The following is a 24,586-nucleotide window of genomic DNA, read 5'->3' as shown; positions in this document are numbered from 1 at the left end:
CCCTAAAAAGTTACATTTCCCTGCCTGACAACCCTCGCCACAGCTTTTTGTAGCCCCCTCCGAAAAAATAAATACCTGCGCAATCGGTCAACTTATATCACCCGTTTTTCAGCGGTTTAGCACCCGCTGATAACAAAACGAAATGAGCAACCAAATCCATAGATTCAAGACTGGCACGCATCTCGCTTAAGTGCATACATGTTTTGTATACAATCACCTCAAAACATAAAAACACTCAGATCCGCAAGCCTGAAGCGCCCTATCCCGTACAGGCTGCAGATGCCCCATAACCAATGGTTTTCGCTACCCGCGACGAAGATTTGTCGAGCCTTGCGCTCATGCACAGTCATCGCGGCGTCGAACATCAGGAGCCTGCCGGAATGCGTACAAGTCTCTCCACCAACGATATTGCGCTGGATCTACCTTCTTCCCACGTCACCCAGACCGACCTTGGGCAGCCACTGCAACCCCCTGTCGTGCTCAGCCCCCGCCTGCACAACAAAGACCTGGCCCCGACCAAGGCAGAAGGCCGGCGCTGGGGTCGCTACAGCATCTTCGCGTTATGGACCAACGATGTGCATAACATCGCCAACTACTCGTTTGCCATTGGCCTTTACGCCCTGGGCCTGGGCGGCTGGCAGATTCTCCTGTCGCTGGGCATCGGCGCGGCGCTGGTGTATTGCTTCATGAACCTGTCGGGCTACATGGGCCAGAAGACCGGTGTGCCGTTTCCGGTCATCAGCCGCATCAGTTTCGGCATCCATGGCGCGCAGATTCCTGCCCTGATCCGCGCCGTGATCGCCATCGCCTGGTTCGGCATCCAGACGTACCTGGCCTCGGTTGTGTTCCGCGTCCTGCTGACCGCCATCCATCCCGGGTTCGCCGAGTACGACCACGATTCGATCCTCGGCCTGTCCAGCCTGGGCTGGGTGTGTTTCGTGGCGATCTGGTTGGTGCAATTGGGCATCCTTGCCTACGGCATGGAAATGGTGCGGCGCTATGAAGCCTTTGCCGGGCCGGTGATCCTGCTGACCGTCGCCGCCCTGGCCGCCTGGATGTATTTTCAGGCCAATGCGACCATCGCCTGGTCGATCCGCGAGCCGCTGAGCGGCGGCGAGATGTGGCGCAACATCTTTGCCGGCGGTGCATTGTGGCTGGCGATCTACGGTACGCTGATCCTCAATTTCTGCGACTTCGCCCGCTCTTCGCCCTGCCGCAAGACCATCAAGGTCGGAAACTTCTGGGGCCTGCCGGTGAACATCCTGGTATTCGCTGCCATCACCGTCCTGCTGTGCGGCGCGCAATTCCAGATCAATGGCCACATTATCGAAAGCCCTACAGAGATCATCGCTTCGATCCCCAACACCTTCTTCCTGGTCCTGGGCTGCCTGGCGTTCCTGATCGTCACCGTGGCGGTCAACATCATGGCCAACTTCGTCGCGCCGGCCTTTGTCCTCAGCAACCTGGCGCCCAAATACCTGACGTTCCGTCGTGCCGGGCTGATCAGCGCGACCATCGCCGTGCTGATCCTGCCGTGGAACCTCTATAACAGCCCGCTGGTGATCGTCTACTTCCTCTCCGGCCTTGGCGCCCTGCTCGGCCCGCTGTATGGCGTGATCATGGTCGACTACTGGCTTGTACGAAAAGGCCAGGTCAACGTGCCGCAGTTGTACAGCGAAGACCCGAACGGTGCTTATTACTACAGCCGCGGGGTCAACCTGCGCGCCGTGGCGGCATTCATTCCTGCCGCACTGATCGCCATCGTCCTGGCGCTGGTACCGGGCTTCCACTTGGTGTCGCCGTTCTCCTGGCTGATTGGGGCCGGGATTGCCGGGATGCTCTACCTGATCATCGCCAAGCGCCAACCTCACTACGCCGACGTCAGCGGTGAAGCCATCGCCGTGGACAACGTCAGCCATTGACTCCATCGCGGCCCGGCAGCGTCGGGCCGCTGAACCACCCGCTATAAGGAATCCCCATGCGTATTCTCGTGGTCAACGTCAACACCACCGAATCCATCACCCAGGCCATTGCCCGTTCGGCCCAGGCCGTGGCTGCGCCCGGCACGGAAATCGTTGGCCTGACGCCCTACTTCGGTGCCGACTCGATCGAAGGCAACTTCGAAAGCTACCTGGCCGCCATTGCGGTGATGGATCGGGTCATGGCCTACGACCAGCCCTTCGATGCCGTGATTCAAGCAGGCTATGGCGAACACGGTCGCGAAGGCCTGCAGGAATTGCTCAACGTACCGGTGGTGGACATCACCGATGCGGCAGCGAGCACCGCGATGTTTCTCGGCCATGCCTACTCGGTCGTCACTACCCTCGACCGCACCGTTCCTCTGATCGAAGATCGCCTGAAACTGTCGGGGCTCTGGGACCGTTGTGCCTCGGTGCGAGCTAGCGGCCTGGCGGTGCTGGAACTGGAACACGAGCCGCAACGCGCACTGGAGGCCATCGTGCATCAGGCTGAACTGGCAGTAACCCAGGACAAGGCCGAAGTGATTTGCCTGGGTTGCGGTGGCATGGCCGGGCTGGACGAGCAGATTCGCCAGCGCACAGGCGTTCCGGTAATCGATGGTGTGACGGCGGCGGTGACCATCGCCGAATCGCTGGTGCGGCTGGGGTTGTCGACGTCCAAGGTGCGGACCTATGCGACGCCGCGGCCGAAAAAAATCATTGGCTGGCCGGGGCGATTTGGCAGGTAAACCGCGTTATCGTTCTTCGCGAGCAGGCTCGCTCCCACATTGGTTCCGCGGCGTACAAAACTCCCCTGTGGGAGCGAGCCCGCTCGCGAATGGGGGCGACTCGGTTTCAAGCCTGACTCAAATAGCACTAAAACGCTGCCCCAACCCCTGCCCGGCAAACTGCTCGATAATAAAATCCACAAACGCCCGGGTCTTGCCCGGCAGCAGTTTGTGCTCGGCGTAATAGATCGAAATATTGCCATCATCGACATACCAGTCCGGCAGCACCCGCTCCAGCGTCCCCGCCTCCAGATACCCCACGGCAAACGGCATGCTCACCAGGGCAATGCCCAAACCCTGGACCGCCGTGGCGCAGGCCGCCTCCGAATCGCTCATGGTCATCCGCGCCCTGAGCGTCAGCGGGCTGTGTTGTCGGGTGCGGCTGGTCAACTGCCAGGAGCGCACGCGGCCGGTCTGCGGTGAGCGAATGAGGATGCCGTGGTGAAGCTTGAGATCATCGGGCTCGACAATCGCTTCATGCGCCGCCAGGTAACCGGCCGAGGCTACCAACACGCGATGGGCCGGGGTCAGCTTGCGCGCCACCACCCCTTGGGGCAGCTCGAACCCGCCACCAATCGCGGCGTCGAAGCCTTGGGCGATCAGGTCGACCTGACGGTTATCGAAATGCCAGTCCGGGCTGATCGCTGGAAAACGCCGCAAAAACTCCCCGAGCAACGGCACGATGTATAGACGCCCGAAGACGGTGCCCATGCTGACCTTCAAAGTGCCCGCGGGACGCCCCTCGGCGCTGGCCAGATTGGCCACGGCATTCTGGATCGTGTGCAGGCTGGCACTGACTTCGCTCAGAAACAGCTGCCCGGCCTCGGTCAGCGTCAAGCTGCGAGTACTGCGCTGAAACAAGCGTACCCCCAGCCGCACTTCCAGTTTGGCCACGCTCTTGCCGACTGCCGCCGGGGTCAGGCTCAAGCGTCGCGCGGCTTCGGCAAAGCTGCCCACCTCGGCACTGCGCACGAAGCATTCGATACTGCTGAAGGTTTCCATAGGAGCCATTATAAACTTATGGTTTACACAGACTATCGCAATTGCTGTCTACTCAGCTTGTAATCGTGAATCGATACTAGGCTCCATCAACCGGGACATCTCGCCTCGGGACTTTGGAGATCGATATGACTACTCAGAACCTCAGCGGCAAAGTGGCTTTGATCCAAGGCGGTTCCCGCGGAATCGGCGCTGCCATCGTCAAACGCCTGGCCGCTGAAGGCGCGACAGTCGCCTTTACCTACGTAAGCTCCACGGCGAAGGCCGAAGAACTGCAGAACAGCATCACCCAAGGCGGCGGCAAAGCCCTGGCGATCAAGGCTGACAGCGCTGACGCCGAGGCCATTCGCAACGCCGTGACGGCAACCGTAGAAGCGTTTGGCCAACTGGATATCCTGGTTAACAACGCGGGTGTGCTGGCCGTCGCACCGCTGGAAGACTTCAAGCTCGAAGACTTCGACCAGACCCTGGCGATCAACGTACGCAGCGTGTTCATTGCCACCCAGGCTGCCGCCAGGCACATGACCGAAGGCGGTCGCATCATCAATATCGGCAGCACCAATGCCGACCGCATGCCCTTCGCGGGTGGTGGCCCGTACGCCATGAGCAAATCGGCGCTGGTTGGCCTGACCAAGGGCCTGGCCCGCGACCTCGGCCCCAAGGGCATCACCATCAATAACGTGCAACCGGGCCCGGTCGATACCGACATGAACCCTGCCCACGGCGACTTCGCCGACAGCCTGATCCCGCTGATGGCAGTGGGGCGCTACGGCAAAGTCGAAGAGATCGCCAGTTTCGTCGCCTACCTGGTCGGTCCCGAAGCGGGCTACATCACCGGTGCGAGCCTGACCATCGACGGTGGTTTTGGCGCTTGACCCTGTAGGAGCGAGCATGCTCGCGATGGTCGTCAACGATGACGAGGGAAACCTGACACCCAGCGGCGCTCTCAGGCTCATCGCGAACATGCTCGCTCCTACAAATTTTGATCATCAGGCCCAATCGAGTGCTGGCAAGCCACAGGCACTCGGCACGAACGCCTTCAGCGTTCGAAGAATGCCATCGGCGTGTGCGTACTTTTCATCGGCCATCGCCGCATCCGGAATCGCAATCGCCGTCATCCCCGCCGCCTTGGCCGCCGTGACACCGAACGGCGAATCCTCGAACACCAGGCAATCACGTGGCTCGATACCCAGGCGTCGTGCCGCCGTCAGGAAGATATCCGGCGCCGGTTTGGCCGCACCGACTTCTGGATCATCAGCCGTGACGATGAAGTCGAACAAGGCGAACCAGTCGCGATGCAAGGTGGTTTTCTGGCCGAACGACTGGCTTGAGGAACTGGTTCCCACCGCAATGGGAATGTTGTGCGCCTTCAAGTGCCGAACCAGCTCTTCTGCTCCCGGCATCGCCTGCGCCGCAGGAAAACGCTCGCGCATCAGCGGCTCGCGAATCACTAGGAACTCTTCGGCGCTGATCGGCAAGTCCAGCGCCTGCACCACATAACTCGCCAGGTCACCTGCGCCACGGCCGATGATGTTCTGCTTGACGCTCCAGTCGAACGTTCGGCCATAGCGCGCGGCAATCGTGGCCGTGACTTCGGTGTAAATCCCCTCGGTGTCCAGCAATAAGCCGTCCATATCGAAAATCACGGCCTTGATGGGGCCGAACTCCTTGAGCGGTAAATTCATCGCATCTGATCCGTTTTCATGACATCCCAGGCGGCTCAGGTACGGCCGTTCCGCGACAGATTAAAGGTTTCAGCAGCATAACGAGCAGCCGTGGCCAAGAGCAACGGGCGCATGACGCAAAAAGCCCGGCAAATCGCCGGGCCCGGACAGCTTTACGCGCTGTTGATTTATGCCAGGCTAACCGCCCGCCTTGCCTGTCTCACTACTTTTGGCAGCACTATCTGATCCTCCAGACCCATTGCCAGAAGCGCTCCCCGTCGAACTGCCACCGCTGGTCGACCCGCTTCCCGTCTCCGGGCGGGTGGTGCTCCCATTGGCATCGCCTGCATTGCCATTCCTGATGGCGCCAGGCGGTAATGCGTTCTCAGTTCCAGAGCCTGCATTCATTTCAGTAGACGGCGGCATACCGCCCTTATCGACGGGCGCGTCGTTACCTGAGGATTGTGAAAATGCCACGCCTGAACCGATCGATAACAGACTAGCCACTGCCAGGGCCAACACGCTTGACCTGATCATGGACGTCTCCTTTTACCCGTTGCATACCTTGAGTCTGGCAGCAGTGCATCGGCAGGGTTACCACTCATTCGACAGGCGGTCTCGCGCCAGAGGTCGGTCAGCTCGGCTCCCCGGATGCGTCCTCACCGGCAATGTCCGGATCGTCCGGGTCGACTTCGACATCAGAATCCGTGCGCTTGAGGTCATCGTTGGGCACCTGCTCGACTCCGGGCTCGTCATCGGGCGGCCGCTGATCCCGACTGAGAGAATCAGTCGGCGAAGGCAAGGGGTATTCGGGGGTTTCGTCGATATCGGAGACTTTCGGATCAGCATTCATGGGGCACCTCGCAACGGACCTGTAAAGGCAGGTCCTGACCGTTGGAGGCAGCGTCGATCGTCAGGTTCGATCAGGGAGACTATCGGTTATTTTGCCGATCGAATCCGTCAGTGATGTTTGTTCTTGTGTTTGTGCTTATGTTTGTGACCGCCGCCGGAGTGGGAGTCGCCATCGTCGCTTCCCAGGTTGTTGCCGACCGCACCACCGGCTGCACCACCCAGGCCTGCGCCAATGGTCGAACCGGTCCTGCCACCCAGGCTGTTGCCGATCACTGAACCGCCGGCTGAACCCAAGCCACCGCCTACCGCCGCTTCGGTGCGACTACCCTTGGGCGCACCGATCGCGCTACCGGCGGCGCCACCGACGCCGGCACCAATCGCAGCGCCCGTGCTGCCGCCCATTTGTCCACCTACCACGTTGCCCAGCGCACCACCAATACCGCCGCCAACGGCTGCGGTACCATCGCCTGCAGCCAGTGCGAATGGTGTAAACAACAATCCAAAAACAATTGCCGGTAACGTCAAGCGTCGAGTACTCGGGTACTGCACTTCATTACCTTGGGTTTTCGGGGTCATGGCACGCCTCTTATTTATCGGGGGTATGTGAATTGGAGCCGTTAATTCCATAAACGTTCAAAAACGCAAAAGCCCGGCATCAAGCCGGGCTTTTGTTCACGACCCTTGGGGTATCAGTGACGCTTGTGACCGTTGGCCAGGTTGCTGCCTACGCCGCCGCCCAAGGCGCCACCCAGGCCTGCGCCGATGGTCGAACCGGTCTTGCCGCCCAGGCTGTTGCCGATCACCGAACCACCGGCAGCGCCCACGCCACCACCGATGGCGGCACTGGTACGGTGGCCTTTCTTGGCGGCAACCGCGCTGCCGGCTGCACCCGCAACCCCCGCACCAATCGCGGCACCGGTGCTGCCGCCCATGCTTCGGCCAACGACATTACCCAGCGCACCACCCAGGCCACCACCAAGGGCGGCTGTACCGTCACCGGCGATTGCACCTTGAGTAACCAGAAGACCCAGAACCAGAGCAGGCAGTGTGAAACGCATGACGAAAACCTCAAAAAATAGGGGGTGAAATTCAAAAGGGTCGAGATTGAATGCTTTAGAGGGAACAAAGTCCAGACATGCGCGCGCTCAACCTCGTTGTTCGCGACGGTTGGACAGCTTTTTTGGAAAAGGTTTTATCGCAGGCAAAAAAAAGCCCGCTGGGGAACGGGCAGGGTGTTGCGTCTAACGGATGGTTTGAGCCTACGTAGGGCCTTGTGAAAAGTTTGTGAAAACTTTCCAAATTAAATATTCGTTCAGATTCCGGGCACAAAAAACCCCGTTCGATGACGGGGTTGGCTCGCGGGTCATTTACTTGCTGGCCGGTTCTGTAAGCTTGGGCAGGAATTTTCCCTTCAACACTCGGCATGCCTTGGTCTTGATCTTGAGGACCTTGGCCTGATCTTCGCCAAAGCTGGCCACATACTCTGTCTGGCCGCATTGAACGTAGTTGTTGATCGGATATTCTGCGCCGTCGTCTTCGATGTACGGTTCAGTCATCGCTTCACCCCTCTCAAAAATACGGGATCGACACCGGCAAGCCCTTTGCCCGAAAAATATCGATCACCAAGGATTTTGAGACTAGCCGGTCATTAACGGACTTGTTGTTCAGACAAGCGAATGCCCGACGAATGGGCGAAGCCTGTCAGAGCAGTTTGACCGACACCGCAGTGTGATTGTGAGGCGACACATAAGAGTGGCAGTGCCCAGAGTAGGTTAAGATGCCAGCAAACCAGGCTCGCTGTGAGTAGCCCCGCATGACAGAAAATAGTCGGAACACCACCCGTCTGATCAAGAAATACCCGAATCGCCGTCTGTATGACACGCACACCAGCAGTCATCTGACCCTTGCGGATATACGCCAATTGGTCGTCGATAGAATTCCGTTCGAGGTGGTCGACGCCAAGACTGGCGAGAACCTGACCCGGAGTATTTTGCTGCAGGTCATTCTGGAAGCCGAAAGTGGCGGTCAGCCGATCTTCTCCAGTGAGATGCTGATGGGGATCATCCAGTTCTACGGTCCCTACCAAAGCGTCCTTGGCAGCTATCTGGACAAAAGCATCCAGACGGTCATCGACATCCAGTCCCAGACCGGCGCTCAGTCCTCCGAAACCTGGAGCGCGTTCATGCACCAGCAGGCACCGGTCATGCAGGATTTGATGCGCCAGTATGTCGACCAGTCAAAAGCGCTCTACCTGAACACCCAGAACCTCTTCGGAATGTTCGGCGCCGTGCCCCCAGGCAAGCCAGGTGCCGATGGCGGGCCGAAAAAAAATGGCGATGGGGAGTAACCCCCATCGCCATCCTGTAACCAGCCTGATCAGGCTTACTTGCTATCAGCCTTGCCACCAGCAGCGGTTTTGCCAACTGCAGCGGTCGCTGCGTCAAAGTTGCTCTGGGCAACGTCAGCAGCCTGTTTTACCGCTTTCTGTGCACTTTCAAAAACGGCACCGGCATTGGCCAGCGACGATTTGAACCCAGCCACGACAGGCTCGGAGCCAGCCGGTGCATTCTTGCTGATCACGTCAACAAACTCTCGCACCTGCTGGGTGCCTGCCTCGACCTGACGCGAGGTCAGCTTGGCGATTTCCGAGTGGGTATCGACAATCAGCGCCTGCACTTGACGGTTGTAATCAGCCAGGCGTTCGGCTTGCACATTTGGCTGGATGAAAGACGCCTGGAGCTCGGCGAATCCTTGTGGATCACGTACCGAAAGCAGCTTGCGAAAGCCCTCGAACTGCTCCTCGGTGGAGGCCTGCAGGGTCTTGAACTGCAACTGGCTCAGCTGCTCGACACTGGAAAAGATTTTGCCGCTGATTTGCTGCAGGAGGTCGAGGTTGGCTTTCTGAGCGTCTTGCAATTTTTCCGAGTTGAAAAAAGACATGCTTGAATCTCCTGGTTTGAAGGCCGACTCGGGCCTGAGGACGCGAGAGCGATCCTGCCGGTCATCGCGTTAGGGTTTATATTGCAGTGCACAATTTCTTTTGGCAACGATTTTTTGTGCACTGCACAAAAGACTTCCCTATCCTACGGATGTTCGCTATAGACTCCTACATGCCTATCGTCAGGAGATCACCATGGACCAGGAAGACATTAGTGCATCGCAACAGGAAAAACCCGCCTCACAACGCGGCCTGTGGGAACACCTGAGTCATCTGCAGCGCCTCAATGCGCTGAACGTCCTCGAGGCTGTGCGCCAACGCCAGAAAAAAACCCTCACGCCCCTGAAACGAGGCCAACTCAGACAACCTACTCCCGCTCAATGGCAGGAATATGTCATCGACTTCAGCCAACGCTGCCTGCTGTTCTGGGACACCCTGCGCCAGCGCGGCGACAACAGGCTGGCCCATGAACGCGCCGGGTATCCACTGTTGCTCAAGTTCGATCATGAAACCTTGATCGCTGGCCCTGATCTTGCGCGCCCGGTCAATTTTTCACTGCTGCGGATCCTCCCCGGCCCCGAGCAAGAAATCGACGGTAACAGCCAGCCGGTGATCATCATTGACCCGCGCGGGGGACATGGTTCGGGAATCGGTGGTTTCAAGCAGGATTCGATCATAGGTGAGAGCCTCAGGGCCGGGCACCCCACCTACTTCATCTCTTTCAGTCACTCGCCACAGCCTGGGCAAACCCTGGACGATATCGTCCAGGCCCAGGCCCGGTTCATCGAAGCCGTCAGCGCCCTGCACCCAGCCAACGACAAGCCGATCATCATCGGCAACTGCCAGGCCGGCTGGGCCTTGATGGGCCTGGCGGCCACACGACCGGAGCTACCCGGCCTGATCATTATCAACGGCGCCCCTTTGTCTTACTGGGCCGGCATCAATGGACGCAATCCCATGCGCTATACCGGCGGCCTGCTGGGTGGCGGCTGGATGGCTCGCCTTGGCAGCGACTTGGGCAATGGCCGATTTGACGGTACCTGGCTGGTCAGCAACTTCGAAAACCTCGACCCGGCCAACACCTATTGGGGCAAGTATTACCAGTTGTTCAGCCAGATCGACAGCGAGGCCGGGCGCTTCCTCGATTTCGAACGCTGGTGGGGTAGCCCGACCCTGCTCAATGGAGAAGAGATCGAGATGATTGTCGATGATCTGTTCATCGGCAACCAATTGTCGGGCCGTGCCGACCGCAAGAGTAACGGTATCGACCTTAAACGGATCGAAGTGCCGGTGGTGGTGTTCTGCTCCTACGGGGACAACATCACCCCTCCCCAACAGGCGTTGAACTGGATCGCCGATGTCTATTCCAGCGATCTCGCCTTGCAGGAGGCAGGCCGCACCATCGTCTACCTGCGGCATGCCAGCATCGGCCACTTGGGTATCTTTGTCTCGGGCCAGGTGGCGCGGCGCGAACACCGAGGGTTGCTAGGTGCGGTCGAAGCCATCAATGCGCTGCCGCCCGGACTGCATGAGATGCTGATTGACGACCTGCCGGCCACTTCAGGCAGCGGTGACATGCAATACCGGGTGCATTTCCAATCAAGGCGAATTGCCGATATTCACGATGACCACGAGCCTGTCCGTGATGACGATCGCGAATTCTCTTCGGTCGTGCGCGCCTCTGAAATCAACAGTGCGTTTTACGACGGATCGATACGTCCGTGGCTGCGTCAGATCATCAACGAACCCACGGCCGAATGGATGCGCAGGACGCACCCCTTCCATCAGCAGCAATTGTTTTGGAGCAGCTTGAATCCGACGCTATGGTGGTTGCCCGGGACAGTTTCAGCGGTCAACCGTAACCGTCGTCCCGCACACCAGGACAACCCGCTGCTGGCCTGGCAGGAGCTGTTCTCCAACCAGATGCAAGACACCCTGAATGCGTACCGCGACGTGCGTGACGCCACTCAAGAGATCTGTTTCTACGGTATTTACGGCGTACTGGGCGCCTTCACCGGCGCCCAGCCTCCGCGAAATCTCCACGCACCTGAGCCGAGCGCCCAGTGAATCGTTTGTAATCCTGGAGGCCCTCGTGGAACTCCATCTCTCAATGTGCCTTCACAGGAGATTAGCGGTGCATCCGTTCGACGTAATCTCTGGCGAAGCTTGGGATCTTGTGATCCCCGCGCCGACCTATAGCACTCATGGGTAGGACCGGCACGACGTCCTTGAGCACAGGCAACGACTCATGGGTTCGATATTGGCCGGGGGTCATACCGAACCAACGGGTGCACGCCTTGTGGAAGCTGCTGTGATCATGAAAGCCGAGCAGGTGGGTGACATGCTTCAGGTTGAAATGAGAGTGGCGCAAGTAGAATTCGGCCATCTGCCGGCGCACATCGCTCAGGACATCCTTGAATTGCGTCCCATCCTTCTCAAGACCGCGCTGAAGTGTGCGCTTGCTGATGTTCAGCGCTGCTGCAATCGACTCCATATCACACTGCCCCTGGCCTTGCCCCTGGCTCAAGCGCTCGGTCAAAAGGCGGCGAATCCTGCCAACGATCGAGTACCCGGACAACTGGTCCAATTGAGCTTCGGCAAAACTGTCATGCAGCGTGGCCAGCGCCTCATTGGCCATGCTCAATGGCGTCAGGAGCTCCTGGCCGTCGAACAGGATGCTGTCATAGGCCGCCCCGAAACTCAGCGGGCAGCCAAAAAGTCGCTGATGCTGCGACGTGTCTTCTGGCTCGGGATAGGAGAACTCCACACTCATGGGTTGCGGTGACTTGCCACCTGCCAGCCAACGGCAGAAGCCCAGCAGCGACGCCAAGGCTGCATCCGTATATTGCCGTGGTTTGACCGAGCCATCTTGCTGATGATCGAGACTGGCCAATCGGTAATGCTGCTCCTCCTGGACAAGGAAAAGGCTGAATCCGGTGCCGATCAACGGGCTGAAACGGACCAGGCGTTCAAGCGCCCTTTTCAGGTTCGAACTGGACATCATCGTGTAGCCCACGATCTGAAAACTGCTGGGATGGCATTCCCCGTAGGCTTTCAGACCGATATTCGGATCGTTTGAAGCCTGGGCCGCCAGATCCCAGAGACGATAGATAACGTTTCGCTCGCAGAATGCCCCTGGTTTATTCACGAACCCGATATCCAGTCCCGCCTCCTCGCACAGAGCGGCAAGGTCGAGACCCTGGGCCAAAAACGTATTCGCCAGCACGCTGGCATAACCTGAACTTATCCTGTACATGGCGTCCTCAATGACCAGTGGAACCGAACGTCCTGTCCGGAGCCGATGCTGACACGTGTAGAACATATTTCAACTCTGTTGCAGAAATATTAACTATCCATTCAGTTTTAAGTATTGATCCAAGTATAGGTACTCCTCATTTTTTGCCATCCCCCTCCCTTCCGCGTGGCACCGAAGGACAGGAGAACGTCACCTTCAAACACTTCCCCCACAGCCCGTCGATAACCAACAATCACCACTCCTGCAGCGCAAAAAAAAAACGGAGTAGATGTATGGAATCGCGTAGTCGTATTGCTTTGGTAACGGGTGGTATGGGCGGTATCGGTACAGCAATCAGCCAACGTCTATACAAGGAAGGATTCAAGGTAATCGTCGGCTGCAGTTCTGACTCCAGCCGCAAGGACGACTGGGCTGCCAGCCAGCGTGAGGCAGGTTACGAGTTCGAGTTCATCTATGGCGACGTCACCGACTGGGAGTCGACCCGCAAGGCTTTCGAGATGGCTCGTGAACAATTCGGCCCGATCGATGTGCTGGTAAACAACGCCGGCATCACCCGCGATGCGTCCTTTCGCAAGCTCACTCCAGAAGACTGGAACAGCGTGATCGGGACCAACCTGACGGGCTTGTTCAACACCACCAAGCAGGTCATTGAGGGCATGCTCTCCAAAGGTTGGGGGCGGATCATCAATATCTCCTCGATCAACGGTCAGCGTGGCCAGTTCGGCCAGACCAACTACTCCGCCGCCAAGGCTGGCATCCATGGTTTCACCATGGCACTGGCCCGGGAAGTCTCCGGCAAGGGCGTGACCGTCAATACCGTATCCCCAGGCTACATCCAGACCTCCATGACCGCGGCCATTCGCCCGGACATTCTCGAAGGCATGATCTCGGGAATCCCGGTGGGTCGCCTTGGCCTGCCGGAAGAGATCGCCTCGATCGTTGCCTGGCTGGCGTCCGATGAATCCGCCTACAGCACCGGTGCCGACTTCTCGGTAAACGGCGGCATGAACATGCAGTAACCCTGACCCGGGCCTTAATGCCCAGGTTTGCTCGTCGAATTTTGTCTTTTCCATGAGGTCATGCATGAACGAAGTCGTAATCGTTGCCGCTACGCGTACCGCCATTGGCAGTTTCCAGGGTGCCTTGTCTGCAATTCCCGCGACCGAACTGGGTGCAGCAGTGATTCGCCGCCTGCTGGAGCAGACGGGTGTCCAAGCTGCGCAAATTGATGAAGTGATCCTCGGCCAGGTGCTCACCGCCGGCGCTGGGCAAAACCCGGCACGCCAGACCGCGATCAAGGCTGGCTTGCCCCACACCACGCCTGCCCTGACCTTGAACAAGGTCTGCGGCTCCGGCCTCAAGGCGGTCCACCTCGCCGTACAGGCCATCCGTTGCGGCGACGCGGAACTGATCATCGCTGGCGGTCAGGAAAACATGAGCCTGGCCCCCTATGTCCTGCCCAAGGCACGCACCGGCCTGCGCATGGGCCATGCGCAACTGCAAGACAGCATGATCCAGGATGGCCTGTGGGATGCATTCAACGACTACCACATGGGCATCACCGCCGAGAACCTGGCGCAGAAGTACGAAATCTCCCGTGAAGCACAGGATGCCTTCGCTGCCGCCTCGCAACAGAAGGCCGCCGCCGCCATTGAGGGCGGGCGTTTCCAGAGCGAAATCACGCCGATCCTGATCCCTCAGCGCAAGGGCGAACCGCTGGCCTTCGACACCGACGAACAGCCGCGTGTCGACAGTACGGCGCAAGCCTTGGCCAAGCTCAAACCGGCCTTCCAGAAAGACGGCAGCGTGACCGCTGGCAACGCTTCGACCCTCAACGACGGTGCGGCCGTGCTGTTGCTGGCCAGCGCCGCCAAAGCCCAAGCGCTGGGCTTACCAGTACTGGCCAAAATCAAGGCCTATGCCAGCGCCGGTGTGGACCCGTCGATCATGGGTATCGGCCCGGTCCCGGCCACACGCCTGACCCTGCAAAAGGCCGGCTGGAGCGTCGAAGACCTGGATCTGATCGAAGCCAACGAAGCCTTCGCCGCCCAGGCCCTGGCGGTTGGTAAAGAGATGGGCTGGGACACCAGCAAAGTCAACGTCAACGGCGGCGCGATCGCCCTTGGCCATCCGATCGGCGCGTCGGGCGCACGGATCCTGGTGTCGCTGGTGCACGAACTGATCCGTCGCGATGGCAAGAAAGGACTGGCCACCTTGTGCATCGGTGGCGGACAAGGCGTCGGCCTGGCTATCGAACGCTAACCGACGGCATACGAATAGCCAATGCGCGGACTTGGGCTCCTTGCTCCGCGCATCAGGCTGGCCTCGGACAACGTTGCCCGCCTCCCTTGCCGTCGCTACGCCGCAATCCGGTATAGCGCGGCTTTTTTCTGCCCGGCACATCGGTATGAATTTTATGGACAACAACGCGCATACATTCAAAACGTTCTGGTCAGGACAGGTTCCGTTCATCGCCTCTTTTGCAGTGCAACAATTGCGCCTATGGGTGAGCACCAATCCGTGGTTTTCCGGGCATGACCACGACACCTGGTTCGACCTGCCTCGCGAGACCCTGGACAGCCTTCAAGCGGACTACCAGGTTGAATGGGCTCAACTCGGCCAGAAACTGCTGACCGGCCAGCCCTTCAGCTTTGATGATCGACGCTTCACCAGCGGCAACTGGAGCGCCCCCCTGTTCGGCTCCCTCGCTGCGTTTTACCTGCTCAACTCCAGCTTCCTGCTGAAACTGCTCGACAAGCTGCGAATCGACGAAAAGAAAGCACGCCAACGCCTGCGCTATCTGGTGGAGCAAGCCATTGCCGCCAGTGCACCGAGCAATTTCCTGGCCAGCAACCCTGATGCGTTGCAGCGTGCGGTCGAGACCCAAGGTGCCAGCCTGATCACAGGGATGCAGCATCTGGCCAGCGACATGAACGAAGGCAAAATGCGCCAGTGCGATAGCGGCGCCTTCAAGGTGGGAGTCGACCTGGCCAATACCCCCGGCGAAGTCGTCTTCGAGAATCGCATCTTCCAACTCATCCAGTACTACCCGCAAAGCGAAACCCAGTACCAGCAGCCGGTGCTCGTCGTACCTCCATCGATCAACAAGTACTACATACTTGATCTGCGCCCCGACAACTCGATGGTCCGCCACCTGCTGGAAAAGGGACATCCCGTATTCCTGGTCTCCTGGCGCAACTTTGACCAGGAACACGCCGGTACCACCTGGGACGACCTGATCGAGCACGGCGTGATAAACGCCGTGAAAGTGACCCGCGAGATCAGTGGCCAACAGCGCCTCAATTGCGTGGGTTTCTGCATAGGCGGCACCCTGTTGAGCACGGCGCTGGCCGTATTGGCTGCACGTGGCGACCGCGAGATCGCCAGCCTGAGCCTGTTCGCCACGTTCCTCGATTACCTGGATACCGGTCCCATCGACATCTTCGTCGATGAAGAACTGGTGGCCTACCGCGAGCGCACCATTGGCGGTGTCGACGGCCCTATCGGATTGTTCCGTGGCGAAGACATGGGCAATACCTTTTCCCTGCTGCGCCCCAACGAACTGTGGTGGAACTACAACGTCGACAAATACCTCAAGGGGCAAAAGCCGATTCCACTGGACCTGCTGTTCTGGAACAACGACAGCACCAACCTTCCAGGGCCGATGTACTGCTGGTACCTGCGCCACACCTACCTGCAGAACGACTTGAAGTCAGGCGAGCTGGAGTGCTGCGGGACCAAGCTGGATTTTCGTGCAATCGACGCGCCCGCCTACATCCTCGCCACCCATGACGATCACATCGTGCCGTGGAAGAGCGCCTACGCCAGCACCCACCTGCTTTCCGGGCCCAAGCGTTTCGTACTGGGTGCTTCCGGGCACATCGCCGGCGTCGTTAATCCGCCGGCCAAGCAGAAGCGTCATTACTGGACCAACAATCGGGTGACTAAAAACCCCGAGACCTGGTTCAAGAATGCCGAGCAGCAACAAGGTAGCTGGTGGAATGACTGGTTCAACTGGCTGGCGGGGCACTCAGGCGAGCGTCAACCCGCGGTTGCGCACATCGGCAATGACCAATACCCGCCTCTGGAGCCGGCGCCAGGCAGCTTTGTAAAGCAATGAAATACTGCTGTGGAGCGCTGCGCAACACTGCCTGCAACACAGCAGCTTGATCGCACAGACGAAGATCAAATCACGCAAACGCAATAGATAGCCGCCGGTAAGCCCAACCGGCGGCACTTCATTTGTTTGGGTACAAGGAGAGAGGCTCCATGAGCACCCCGTTCCGCATCAACGAAGCACTCTTGATTGCAGGTCGAGCATTCGAACCCTTTCAATGCGTCGCCTGGGCTCCGCAAGACGGTAATGGCGACCTGAGCCTGACCGTCATCGACCGGGCCGCCACTCGAATTTGTCGCAAACAGATTCCAAGCAGCACCTATTCCGACCCGGCGCAGCTGGAAAGCCTGCTGCAAGAAGTGCGCGCCGAGTTGAGCCAGGGGGGTTACACGCTGCAGTCCTGGGCGATGCCAGGGTAAGCATTGTCGCGGGCTGGGATTTTTTTCAGAAACGCAGAAACGAAAAAGCCCTGAATAATCAGGGCTTTTTCGTATAAATGTGGCGGTGAAGGAGAGATTCGAACTCTCGATACAGTTTCCTGTATACACACTTTCCAGGCGTGCTCCTTAAGCCACTCGGACACTTCACCGTATCTCTTCAAACAAGTTCTGTCTGTCGAGGCGCGCTAATGTAGTCGAAAGCTTTTCTGATGGCAAACATTTTTTTCAGAATTTTCATGCGCTTAACTCGCATAGCGGTTTCTGGTTGCCCTGGGTAATGGCAAACCGGCCAATCTCCGGCTTGGCATCCCTCTCTATATAGCTGGCGATGCGCGGCTGGCGTGCCGGGTGACGCTTGCCGACGGCGTTAAGCGTGACTGGCGAGTCAGTCACGGCGCTTTACCTGGCGGGTGTCGGTGAGTAACGTCTGCCCTACTTTACTGAAAGGATTAGCGTCATGAGTGAGTTGATTTCCTACCACCTCGAAGACGGTATCGCGACCCTGACCTTGAGCAACGGCAAGGTCAATGCCATCTCTCCGGACGTGATTGCGGCGTTCAACGCTGCGCTGGATCAGGCGGTGACTGATCGCGCGGTGGTGATCATTACCGGTCAGCCAGGGATTCTGTCGGGCGGGTACGATCTGAAAGTGATGACGTCCGGCCCTAAAGAAGCCATGGCGCTGGTGACTGCCGGCTCGACGCTCGCCCGTCGCCTGTTGTCGCACCCTTTCCCGGTGATTGTGGCTTGCCCTGGGCATGCCGTGGCCAAGGGCGCGTTTCTGCTGCTGTCCGCCGACTATCGCATCGGTGTCGACGGTCCGTTCAGCATTGGCCTGAATGAAGTACAGATCGGCATGACCATGCACCACGCCGGTATCGAGCTGGCCCGTGATCGCCTGCGCAAATCGGCGTTCCACCGTTCGGTGATCAACGCTGAGATGTTCAATCCGCAGTCTGCGGTGGATGCCGGTTTCCTTGACGTGGTGGTGTCGGCCGAGGAGCTGCAAGGTGCAGCACTGACAGCGGCTCGTCAGTTGAAGAAGATCAACATGACCGCCCACAAGAACACCAAGCTAAAAGTACGCAAGGCACTGCTGGAAACCCTGGACAACGCAATCATGCTGGATCAGGAGCATATGGGTTAAGCCCCAACCTGCAGCAACGAAAAGCCCGACGGTCGTGTCGGGCTTTTCGTACGCGCCACGTTGAAAAGCCTGCAACCGCTCTAGAGCGCGTCTGACCCATCAGTCGGAAACATGCGCTCAAACATCGCCTATCTCCCGCCTCTATAGTGGCAATTGCCGAAAACAGTGCACATCCGTACACTGCGCCACCTTTTGTCCCGGTGGGGCCTGCAAATGCTGTTCGCTTTACGTATGTCTTTGATGGGCCTGCACTTTATTGTGGCGGGCGTGCTGGGCGTCGTGCTTGGCCTGTGTCGCCCGTTCAATCCGGACAACAGTCGCCTGTGCGCGCGCCTCTATGCGTGGCCAGCAATGTGCATTCTGCGACTGCGGGTAAAAGCCGACGTCGGGCCGTTGATGGACAAACCCGACAGTTGCGTGATCATTGCCAACCACCAGTCCAACTATGATTTGTTCGTGTTTGGCAATGTGGTGCCCCGCCGTACGGTATGCATCGGCAAAAAGAGCCTGAAATGGGTGCCCTTGTTCGGGCAGTTGTTCTGGCTGGCCGGCAATGTGCTGATCGACCGTGGCAATGCGCAGAAGGCGCGTCAGTCGATGTTGACCACCACCCATACCCTGCAAAACGAAGACACTTCGATCTGGGTTTTCCCGGAAGGCACGCGCAACCTGGGCGAAGAGCTGTTGCCGTTCAAAAAAGGCGCCTTCCAGATGGCCATCGCGGCCGGGGTGCCCATCGTACCGGTGTGTGTCAGCAGTTACGTCAAGCACATGCGATTGAACCGCTGGCGCAGTGGGAAAATTCTGATCCGTTCCTTGCCGGCCATTCCGACCGCGGGATTGAGCCTGGATGACATGCCGATGTTAATGGCCCAGTGCCGCGAGCAGATGCGCGAATGCATCGATTCGATGGATCGGCAGCTGCAAGCCGCTTGAAAATGCAGTACGACCGCAGACAAATCCATCGAATGGGCGGGCGCCTTCGCCGGCAAGCCTGGCTCCTACAAGATTTCACTGACTCTCGATAGCAGACAAGGCTAAGCTGAACGCTGCCTGCCACGGCCATTTGCCATAGAAAGCTGCCAAGAAGAAGTGAATCAACATCATGGGTAGAGTTGTTGCTGCTGCGGTTTACAGCGCTGGTAAAAAAGTCACCAACATCACCCTCGACGAAGGCGCAGCCTGGGCTGCAAAGCCGGGGCACTTTGTCTGGATCGGCCTTGAAGAGCCGAACGCCGAGGAACTGTACAACCTGCAACGCCAGTTCAACCTGCATGAACTGGCCATTGAAGACGCCCTGGAAAAACACAGCCGTCCGAAGCTGGAAACCTTTGGCGATGCGCTGTTCATCGTTACGTATTCGCCCATCATGGAAGAAGGCAAGCTCAAGTTCATTGAGACCCATATTTTTGCCGGCAACGGCTACATCATCACCGCGCGCAACGGCCATTCGGCGTCCTACGCCTATGTGCGTCAGCGTTGTGAGGCGCGTCCATTGTTGCTGGAGCATGGGGAAGATTTCGTACTCTATGCCATTCTCGATTTTGTCATTGAAAACTACCAGCCAATGGGCGAAGCCATTCATGCTCAAATCGATGAGCTGGAACGCAACGTCATGTGCGGCTCCCTGAACGAGCACGACATTCAAAAACTCCACAGCCTACGCCGCGATGTGTTGCGCTTGCGCCGGTTCGCGGCGCCGATGGTGGAAATTGGCGAGGAACTGCAAAAACTGAGCTTTCCCTTCATCGACAAGAACATGCGCCCGTATTTTCGCGACGTGCAGATTCATGTGACGCGGCAGATGGAGGACCTGACGACCCTGGCGGACATTGCCAGCCAGACCATTGAGGTCGGGGTGTTGCTGGAAGCCTCACGCCAGAGCGTGGTGCAGCGCAAGTTTGCCGCGTGGGCGGCGATCCTGGCGTTCCCGACGGCGGTGGCGGGAATTTACGGGATGAACTTCCAGAACATGCCGGAGTTGACCTGGCATTACGGGTATTTCGGGGTTCTGGGGTTCATTACGGTGGGGTGTGTGGGGTTGTGGATGAGCTTCAAGAGGTCGGGGTGGCTTTAGGAGCGAGCTCGCGCTCTTTTGTAGGAGCTGCCGAGTGCAACGAGGCTGCGATCTTTTGATTTTTATAATGCAAGATCAAAAGATCGCAGCCTTCGGCAGCTCCTACAAGAGATCGGTGTTAAACGGTTTCTGGCTTGTGCGCCACAAACCGCATCATCCACTCGGCGACCGTGGTGCCGTGGTGTTCACTTTCCAGGCTCGCGATTCCTTTGGAATACACCTGCTCCCCCAGCGCCTGCTGGCGAATTTCCAGCAAGGCCCGGGAATAGTCGTGGATGAATTCCGGATGTCCCTGGAAGCACAGCACCTGGTCGTTGATGTGGTAGGCGGCAAACGGGCAGAAATCGCTGGAGGCGATCACCGTAGCGTTTTCCGGTAGCGAGGTGACCTGATCCTGGTGGCTGATCAACAGGGTCAGCTCTTCCCTCACCGGGTTCATCCAAGGCGCCTTGGCAGCGAGTTTGTATTTATGCGTGCCAACGCCCCAGCCTTGCGTTGCACGTTCGCTTTTGCCGCCCAGCAACAGCGCCAGCAACTGATGGCCGAAGCACACGCCCAACAGTTTGTCGCCACGCTCATAGCGGGTCAGCAGGTACTCCTTGAGGGTCTGGATCCACGGATCGGTGCCAAAGGAGTCAGCTTTGCTGCCGGTGACCAGGTAGGCATCGAAGGTCTGGTCATCGCTGGGATATTCACCCTGTACCACGTTATAGATCGTGAATTCAGCGGCGATGGGTTGCTGCGAAAACAGGTGTTTGAACATCTGCCCGTAGCCCTGATATTGGTCGACCAATTCCGGACGCAGGTTGTCGGTTTCCAGAATGCAGATGCGTAACGACATAAAAAATACCTGACACGTGATGGGAATAATGCACACCCCAGAGCCTGCCTTGAAACACCGTGACAAGGCAAGCCCCGCAGTGTGTCACCGATCCCTAAAACGCCTCGCCCTTGGCGGCTTTTTCCAGCAGCAGGGCCGGCGGTGCAAAGCGCTCGCCGTATTGCCCGGCCAGGTACTGGGCGCGGGCGACGAAGTCCTTGACCCCGTACTGATTGATGAACTGCAGTGCACCGCCGGTCCAGGCAGCGAAGCCGATGCCGAAGATCGAGCCGATGTTGGCATCCGCCGTCGACGTCAGCACACCCTCCTCCACACAGCGCACGGTTTCGATGGCTTGTACAAACAGCAGGCGATCGCGCACATCCTTGGGCGAAATCTGCCCGTCAGCCTTTTCAAAGCGGGTTTTCAGTTCTGGCCATAATTGTTTTTGCCCGCCCGCCGGGTATTCATAGAACCCACCCCCGGCGGCCTTGCCTGCACGCTTGTACTCGCTGAGCAGCAAGTCGATCACGCCGTACGCCGGGTGCTCGACCAGCGCCTTGCCCTCTGCCTGCAAGTCCTTGGCGGATTGCTGGCGGATATGGCTCATGAGGCTGAGGGAAACTTCGTCGGAGATCGCCAGAGGTCCGACTGGCATGCCAGCCTTGCGCGCCTCGGTCTCGATCATCGCCGCGCAGACGCCTTCACCCAGCATGGCAATGCCTTCATTGGTGAACGTGCCGAACACCCGAGAGGTGAAGAAACCCCGACTGTCGTTGACGACGATAGGGGTTTTGCGGATTTGCAGGACGAAATCGAACCCGCGGGCCAGGGTTTCGTCGCTGGTGCGGGCGCCCTTGATGATTTCCACCAATGGCATTTTTTCCACGGGGCTGAAGAAATGCAGACCAATGAACTTGCTCGGGTCCGCCACCGCGGTGGCGAGGCCACTGATCGGCAGGGTCGAGGTGTTGGAGGCGATCAGTGCATCGGCGCCCACCACTTTTTGCGCGGCCGAGGAGACTTTGGCCTTCAGCTCACGGTCCTCGAATACCGCTTCGATGATCAAGTCGCAACCCGCCAGATCGGCATCGTTGTCAGTGGTATGGATGCGCGCCAGCACGGCTTGACGGTGCTCGACGCTGATCTGCCGGCGCGCCACTTTCTTGTCCAGCAACGCAGCTGAATGCGCCTTGCCCCTATCGGCCGCTGCCAGGTTGACGTCCTTGAGCACCACGTCGACACCGGCCGACGCGCTGACAAAAGCGATACCCGCCCCCATCATCCCGGCGCCGAGCACGCCGACTTTTTTCGTCACATAAGGCACGAAACCTTCAGGACGCGAACCACCGGCATTGATCTGGTTGAGCTGGAACCAGAAGGTGCCAATCAGGTTTTTCGCGACCTGGCCGGTGACCAGCTCTGTGAAGTAGCGGGTTTCAATCAGCTGCGCCGTGTCGAAATCCACCTGGGCACCCTCCACCGCCGCACACAGGATTTTCTCCGGCGCGGGCAACGTACCCTGGGTTTTACTGCGCAGGATAGACGGTGCAATCGCCAGCATCTGGGCGACTTTCGGGTTCGACGGCGTGCCACCTGGAATCTGAAAGCCCTTCACGTCCCAGCGCTGGACCGCCGTCGGATTGGCCTTGATCCAAGTGCGTGCCTTGTTCAGCAGCGCCTCGCGATCGCTCGCCAGGTCATCGATCAAACCCGCTTGCAAGGCCTTCTGCGGGGCTAATTTCTTGCCTTCGAGCAGGTACGGCAGGGCTTTTTCAATGCCCAGCATTCGCACCATGCGTACCACGCCGCCACCCCCCGGCAGCAAACCGAGGGTCACTTCCGGCAGGCCGAGTTGCAGGGAAGGATCGTCCAGCGCTATGCGGTGATGGCAAGCCAGGCAGATTTCCCAGCCTCCACCCAACGCCGCGCCATTGATTGCGGCGACCACGGGTTTACCAAGGGTTTCCAGGGTGCGCAGTTGGCTCTTGAGGCTCAGCACCCTGTTGTAAAAAGCCGTGGCCTGGGGCCTGTCGACCTTGATCAGCTCATTGAGATCGCCGCCGGCAAAGAAGGTTTTCTTGGCCGAGGTGATGATCACACCCGCGATGCTGTTTTTTTCGGCCTGCAGGCGGGCGACACAGTCGGCCATGGCTTCGCGGTAAAGCGCATTCATGGTGTTGGCGCTCTGGCCCGGCAGGTCGATGGTCAGGACGACGATCCGGTCCTGGCCTTTTTCGTAGCGAATGGCTTGGCTCATATACAGGTTCCTTGCAATCGGGGCTCAGAGGCGTTCGATGATGGTGGCAATGCCCATGCCGCCGCCGACACACAAAGTCGCCAGGCCATAGCGCAGGCTCCGGCTTTCCAGTTCATCGAGCAGCGTGCCGAGAATGGCGCAGCCTGTGGCGCCCAACGGGTGGCCCATGGCAATGGAGCCGCCGTTGACATTGACTTTTTCCGGGTCGACGGCCATGTCCCTGATGAACTTCAACACCACCGAGGCAAACGCCTCGTTGACCTCGAACAGATCAATGTCTTCGACCCGCAACCCGGCCTTGGCCAACGCCTTGCGGGTGGCCGGCGCAGGACCTGTGAGCATCAGGGTCGGATCGGTGCTGGTGACTGCGGTGGCGACGATCCGCGCCCGTGGCTGCAAGCCCAGGACCTGGCCCATGGCTTCGGAGCCGATCAACATCAACGCTGCGCCGTCGACGATCCCGGAACTGTTGCCGGGGGTGTGTACATGATCGATCCGCTCCACCTGGCTGAAAACCCGCAGCGCAGTGGCGTCGAACCCCATTTGCCCGATCATTTCGAAACTCGGCTTGAGTTTGCCAAGGCCTTCCAGGGTCGATTCGGCGCGGATGAACTCGTCATGATCGAGCAGGATGATGCCGTTCTGGTCCTGCACCGGCACCAATGAGTTTTTGAACGCCCCGTCAGCCCTCGCCCTTGCGGCTTTTTGTTGCGAGTGCAAGGCGTAGGCATCGACGTCCTGCCGGCTGAAACCTTCAAGCGTGGCGATCAGGTCGGCGCTCACGCCCTGTGGAATGAAATGGCCGTGCAGGTTGGTTTGCGGGTCCAGCGCCCACGCCCCGCCGTCGCTGCCCATGGGGATGCGTGACATCGACTCGACGCCGCCGACCACCACCAGGTCTTCGAAACCGGAACGGACTTTCATCGCCCCCAGGTTCACTGCCTCCAGCCCGGAGGCGCAGAAACGGTTGATCTGCACGCCCGCCACGCTGACGTCCCATTCCGCCACCTGGACCGCGGTCTTGGCGATGTCAGAGCCCTGGTCGCCGATGGGCGTCACGCATCCGAGTACCACGTCGTCGACCTGGCTGGTATCAAGGTCGGTTCGCTGTTGCAGCGCCGTGAGCAAGCCGGCCACCAGGCTCACCGGCTTGACACTGTGCAAGGCGCCACTGGGCTTGCCTTTGCCACGGGGCGTACGTAACGCGTCGAAAATCAAAGCTTGGGTCATGGCGTCCTCGAACCTGATGGGGCTGCAATCTTCTGATCTT

The 24,586-nt window shown here is 58.9% G+C and carries 24 protein-coding genes and 1 tRNA gene; 12 read left to right on the top strand and 13 right to left on the bottom strand.

Features of this window, described 5'->3' with window-relative positions; genetic code table 11:
* Positions 1-380: 380 nt before the first annotated feature.
* Together AC3WWR_RS18095 and AC3WWR_RS18090 are read left to right on the top strand one after the other, a co-directional pair.
* Positions 381-1,922 (top strand): NCS1 family nucleobase:cation symporter-1, encoded by a 1,542-nt coding sequence (locus AC3WWR_RS18095; protein WP_151142974.1) that lies wholly within the window; start codon positions 381-383, stop codon positions 1,920-1,922.
* Positions 1,923-1,978: 56 nt separating this feature from the next.
* On the top strand, positions 1,979-2,707 hold the full coding sequence (locus AC3WWR_RS18090; RefSeq protein WP_020800463.1) for an aspartate/glutamate racemase family protein: 729 nt from the start codon (positions 1,979-1,981) through the stop codon (positions 2,705-2,707).
* A 117-nt stretch (positions 2,708-2,824) separates the two neighbouring features.
* Here AC3WWR_RS18090 and AC3WWR_RS18085 read toward each other — a convergent pair whose 3' ends face one another.
* The gene (locus AC3WWR_RS18085; protein ID WP_432669684.1) at positions 2,825-3,748 is read right to left on the bottom strand and encodes a LysR family transcriptional regulator; all 924 of its coding nucleotides are present in this window, start codon (positions 3,746-3,748) and stop codon (positions 2,825-2,827) included.
* A 125-nt stretch (positions 3,749-3,873) separates the two neighbouring features.
* Between AC3WWR_RS18085 and AC3WWR_RS18080 the strand changes: the two genes are divergently transcribed.
* Positions 3,874-4,620, top strand: coding sequence for a 3-oxoacyl-ACP reductase family protein (locus AC3WWR_RS18080; RefSeq protein WP_020800465.1), 747 nt, complete (start codon positions 3,874-3,876; stop codon positions 4,618-4,620).
* Positions 4,621-4,734: 114 nt separating this feature from the next.
* On the opposite strand, the gene AC3WWR_RS18075 is transcribed toward AC3WWR_RS18080, so the two are convergent.
* From AC3WWR_RS18075 to AC3WWR_RS18055, 5 genes are all read right to left on the bottom strand, one after another.
* A complete protein-coding gene (locus AC3WWR_RS18075) occupies positions 4,735-5,430 on the bottom strand; it encodes an HAD-IA family hydrolase (protein ID WP_432668484.1) in 696 nt (231 codons plus the stop codon).
* Between the two features lie 613 nt (positions 5,431-6,043).
* On the bottom strand, positions 6,044-6,262 hold the full coding sequence (locus AC3WWR_RS18070; RefSeq protein ID WP_492598928.1) for a hypothetical protein: 219 nt from the start codon (positions 6,260-6,262) through the stop codon (positions 6,044-6,046).
* A 107-nt stretch (positions 6,263-6,369) separates the two neighbouring features.
* Complete coding sequence (locus AC3WWR_RS18065) at positions 6,370-6,837, bottom strand: glycine zipper domain-containing protein (RefSeq protein WP_020800469.1); 468 nt, start codon at positions 6,835-6,837, stop codon at positions 6,370-6,372.
* A gap of 113 nt (positions 6,838-6,950) precedes the next feature.
* Positions 6,951-7,319, bottom strand: coding sequence for a hypothetical protein (locus tag AC3WWR_RS18060; RefSeq protein WP_008061778.1), 369 nt, complete (start codon positions 7,317-7,319; stop codon positions 6,951-6,953).
* 309 nt (positions 7,320-7,628) lie between these two features.
* Positions 7,629-7,817, bottom strand: a complete 189-nt coding sequence (locus AC3WWR_RS18055; RefSeq protein ID WP_020796097.1) for a hypothetical protein — start codon at positions 7,815-7,817, stop codon at positions 7,629-7,631.
* 257 nt (positions 7,818-8,074) lie between these two features.
* On the opposite strand from AC3WWR_RS18055, the gene phaR reads away from it, so the two are divergent.
* Positions 8,075-8,608: a polyhydroxyalkanoate synthesis repressor PhaR gene (gene phaR, locus AC3WWR_RS18050; protein WP_020796098.1), complete on the top strand. Its 534-nt coding sequence runs from the start codon at positions 8,075-8,077 to the stop codon at positions 8,606-8,608.
* Positions 8,609-8,643: 35 nt separating this feature from the next.
* Here the strand turns inward: phaR and phaP are convergent, their stop codons facing one another.
* Positions 8,644-9,201, bottom strand: coding sequence for a TIGR01841 family phasin (gene phaP, locus AC3WWR_RS18045; RefSeq protein WP_020796099.1), 558 nt, complete (start codon positions 9,199-9,201; stop codon positions 8,644-8,646).
* Positions 9,202-9,394: 193 nt separating this feature from the next.
* On the opposite strand from phaP, the gene AC3WWR_RS18040 reads away from it, so the two are divergent.
* Positions 9,395-11,266, top strand: a complete 1,872-nt coding sequence (locus AC3WWR_RS18040; RefSeq protein WP_033040191.1) for a DUF3141 domain-containing protein — start codon at positions 9,395-9,397, stop codon at positions 11,264-11,266.
* Positions 11,267-11,327: 61 nt separating this feature from the next.
* On the opposite strand, the gene AC3WWR_RS18035 is transcribed toward AC3WWR_RS18040, so the two are convergent.
* On the bottom strand, positions 11,328-12,455 hold the full coding sequence (locus tag AC3WWR_RS18035; RefSeq protein WP_020796101.1) for an AraC family transcriptional regulator: 1,128 nt from the start codon (positions 12,453-12,455) through the stop codon (positions 11,328-11,330).
* 272 nt (positions 12,456-12,727) lie between these two features.
* Here AC3WWR_RS18035 and phbB point away from each other — a divergent pair, with 272 nt between their 5' ends.
* From phbB to AC3WWR_RS18015, 4 genes are all read left to right on the top strand, one after another.
* Entirely contained in the window at positions 12,728-13,474 is a 747-nt protein-coding gene (phbB, locus tag AC3WWR_RS18030; protein WP_492598927.1) for an acetoacetyl-CoA reductase, read from the top strand.
* A gap of 64 nt (positions 13,475-13,538) precedes the next feature.
* Entirely contained in the window at positions 13,539-14,717 is a 1,179-nt protein-coding gene (locus AC3WWR_RS18025) for an acetyl-CoA C-acetyltransferase (protein ID WP_020796103.1), read from the top strand.
* Positions 14,718-14,871: 154 nt separating this feature from the next.
* The gene (gene phaC / locus AC3WWR_RS18020; RefSeq protein WP_033040193.1) at positions 14,872-16,575 is read left to right on the top strand and encodes a class I poly(R)-hydroxyalkanoic acid synthase; all 1,704 of its coding nucleotides are present in this window, start codon (positions 14,872-14,874) and stop codon (positions 16,573-16,575) included.
* 149 nt (positions 16,576-16,724) lie between these two features.
* A complete protein-coding gene (locus AC3WWR_RS18015) occupies positions 16,725-16,991 on the top strand; it encodes a hypothetical protein (protein WP_033040196.1) in 267 nt (88 codons plus the stop codon).
* An 80-nt stretch (positions 16,992-17,071) separates the two neighbouring features.
* Here the strand turns inward: AC3WWR_RS18015 and AC3WWR_RS18010 are convergent.
* Positions 17,072-17,161: transfer RNA gene (locus tag AC3WWR_RS18010), tRNA-Ser, on the bottom strand.
* An 85-nt stretch (positions 17,162-17,246) separates the two neighbouring features.
* Positions 17,247-17,405, bottom strand: a complete 159-nt coding sequence (locus AC3WWR_RS18005; RefSeq protein ID WP_160171756.1) for a hypothetical protein — start codon at positions 17,403-17,405, stop codon at positions 17,247-17,249.
* A 64-nt stretch (positions 17,406-17,469) separates the two neighbouring features.
* Between AC3WWR_RS18005 and AC3WWR_RS18000 the strand changes: the two genes are divergently transcribed.
* The 3 genes from AC3WWR_RS18000 (at position 17,470) to AC3WWR_RS17990 (ending at position 20,236) form a co-directional block, all read left to right on the top strand.
* Positions 17,470-18,159, top strand: a complete 690-nt coding sequence (locus AC3WWR_RS18000; protein WP_033045540.1) for a crotonase/enoyl-CoA hydratase family protein — start codon at positions 17,470-17,472, stop codon at positions 18,157-18,159.
* A gap of 213 nt (positions 18,160-18,372) precedes the next feature.
* Entirely contained in the window at positions 18,373-19,095 is a 723-nt protein-coding gene (locus tag AC3WWR_RS17995; protein ID WP_020796108.1) for a lysophospholipid acyltransferase family protein, read from the top strand.
* Between the two features lie 169 nt (positions 19,096-19,264).
* On the top strand, positions 19,265-20,236 hold the full coding sequence (locus tag AC3WWR_RS17990) for a magnesium and cobalt transport protein CorA (RefSeq protein ID WP_020796109.1): 972 nt from the start codon (positions 19,265-19,267) through the stop codon (positions 20,234-20,236).
* 118 nt (positions 20,237-20,354) lie between these two features.
* Here AC3WWR_RS17990 and AC3WWR_RS17985 read toward each other — a convergent pair whose 3' ends face one another.
* The 3 genes from AC3WWR_RS17985 to AC3WWR_RS17975 all read right to left on the bottom strand — a co-directional run bounded on the left by AC3WWR_RS17985 (position 20,355) and on the right by AC3WWR_RS17975 (position 24,546).
* Complete coding sequence (locus AC3WWR_RS17985) at positions 20,355-21,077, bottom strand: amidotransferase (RefSeq protein ID WP_020796110.1); 723 nt, start codon at positions 21,075-21,077, stop codon at positions 20,355-20,357.
* Between the two features lie 94 nt (positions 21,078-21,171).
* Positions 21,172-23,316 carry a 3-hydroxyacyl-CoA dehydrogenase NAD-binding domain-containing protein gene (locus AC3WWR_RS17980; protein WP_033045542.1) on the bottom strand — a complete coding sequence of 715 codons (2,145 nt, stop codon included), beginning with the start codon at positions 23,314-23,316 and terminating at the stop codon, positions 21,172-21,174.
* 24 nt (positions 23,317-23,340) lie between these two features.
* Positions 23,341-24,546: an acetyl-CoA C-acetyltransferase gene (locus AC3WWR_RS17975; RefSeq protein WP_033045543.1), complete on the bottom strand. Its 1,206-nt coding sequence runs from the start codon at positions 24,544-24,546 to the stop codon at positions 23,341-23,343.
* Positions 24,547-24,586: the final 40 nt, after the last annotated feature.

Source organism: Pseudomonas sp. EB271-G4-1 (genome assembly GCF_058791355.1).
The sequence above is the reverse complement of the archived record's forward strand: the minus strand, read 5'-3'. Positions and strand labels throughout refer to the sequence as shown.

Excerpts from the sequence above, each read along its gene's own strand:
- AC3WWR_RS18040 (WP_033040191.1), top strand. The coding sequence starts at position 9,395 with ATGGACCAGGAAGACATTAGTGCATCGCAACAGGAAAAACCCGCCTCA.
- AC3WWR_RS18075 (WP_432668484.1), bottom strand. The coding sequence starts at position 5,430 with ATGAATTTACCGCTCAAGGAGTTCGGCCCCATCAAGGCCGTGATTTTC.
- AC3WWR_RS18015 (WP_033040196.1), top strand. The coding sequence starts at position 16,725 with ATGAGCACCCCGTTCCGCATCAACGAAGCACTCTTGATTGCAGGTCGA.
- AC3WWR_RS17990 (WP_020796109.1), top strand. The coding sequence starts at position 19,265 with ATGGGTAGAGTTGTTGCTGCTGCGGTTTACAGCGCTGGTAAAAAAGTC.
- AC3WWR_RS18065 (WP_020800469.1), bottom strand. The coding sequence starts at position 6,837 with ATGACCCCGAAAACCCAAGGTAATGAAGTGCAGTACCCGAGTACTCGA.
- AC3WWR_RS18085 (WP_432669684.1), bottom strand. The coding sequence starts at position 3,748 with ATGGAAACCTTCAGCAGTATCGAATGCTTCGTGCGCAGTGCCGAGGTG.
- AC3WWR_RS18080 (WP_020800465.1), top strand. The coding sequence starts at position 3,874 with ATGACTACTCAGAACCTCAGCGGCAAAGTGGCTTTGATCCAAGGCGGT.
- phbB (WP_492598927.1), top strand. The coding sequence starts at position 12,728 with ATGGAATCGCGTAGTCGTATTGCTTTGGTAACGGGTGGTATGGGCGGT.
- AC3WWR_RS18035 (WP_020796101.1), bottom strand. The coding sequence starts at position 12,455 with ATGTACAGGATAAGTTCAGGTTATGCCAGCGTGCTGGCGAATACGTTT.
- AC3WWR_RS18025 (WP_020796103.1), top strand. The coding sequence starts at position 13,539 with ATGAACGAAGTCGTAATCGTTGCCGCTACGCGTACCGCCATTGGCAGT.
- AC3WWR_RS17985 (WP_020796110.1), bottom strand. The coding sequence starts at position 21,077 with ATGTCGTTACGCATCTGCATTCTGGAAACCGACAACCTGCGTCCGGAA.
- AC3WWR_RS18055 (WP_020796097.1), bottom strand. The coding sequence starts at position 7,817 with ATGACTGAACCGTACATCGAAGACGACGGCGCAGAATATCCGATCAAC.
- phaC (WP_033040193.1), top strand. The coding sequence starts at position 14,872 with ATGGACAACAACGCGCATACATTCAAAACGTTCTGGTCAGGACAGGTT.
- AC3WWR_RS17980 (WP_033045542.1), bottom strand. The coding sequence starts at position 23,316 with ATGAGCCAAGCCATTCGCTACGAAAAAGGCCAGGACCGGATCGTCGTC.
- AC3WWR_RS18095 (WP_151142974.1), top strand. The coding sequence starts at position 381 with ATGCGTACAAGTCTCTCCACCAACGATATTGCGCTGGATCTACCTTCT.
- AC3WWR_RS18070 (WP_492598928.1), bottom strand. The coding sequence starts at position 6,262 with ATGAATGCTGATCCGAAAGTCTCCGATATCGACGAAACCCCCGAATAC.
- AC3WWR_RS18090 (WP_020800463.1), top strand. The coding sequence starts at position 1,979 with ATGCGTATTCTCGTGGTCAACGTCAACACCACCGAATCCATCACCCAG.
- AC3WWR_RS18000 (WP_033045540.1), top strand. The coding sequence starts at position 17,470 with ATGAGTGAGTTGATTTCCTACCACCTCGAAGACGGTATCGCGACCCTG.
- phaR (WP_020796098.1), top strand. The coding sequence starts at position 8,075 with ATGACAGAAAATAGTCGGAACACCACCCGTCTGATCAAGAAATACCCG.
- AC3WWR_RS17975 (WP_033045543.1), bottom strand. The coding sequence starts at position 24,546 with ATGACCCAAGCTTTGATTTTCGACGCGTTACGTACGCCCCGTGGCAAA.
- AC3WWR_RS18060 (WP_008061778.1), bottom strand. The coding sequence starts at position 7,319 with ATGCGTTTCACACTGCCTGCTCTGGTTCTGGGTCTTCTGGTTACTCAA.
- phaP (WP_020796099.1), bottom strand. The coding sequence starts at position 9,201 with ATGTCTTTTTTCAACTCGGAAAAATTGCAAGACGCTCAGAAAGCCAAC.
- AC3WWR_RS17995 (WP_020796108.1), top strand. The coding sequence starts at position 18,373 with ATGCTGTTCGCTTTACGTATGTCTTTGATGGGCCTGCACTTTATTGTG.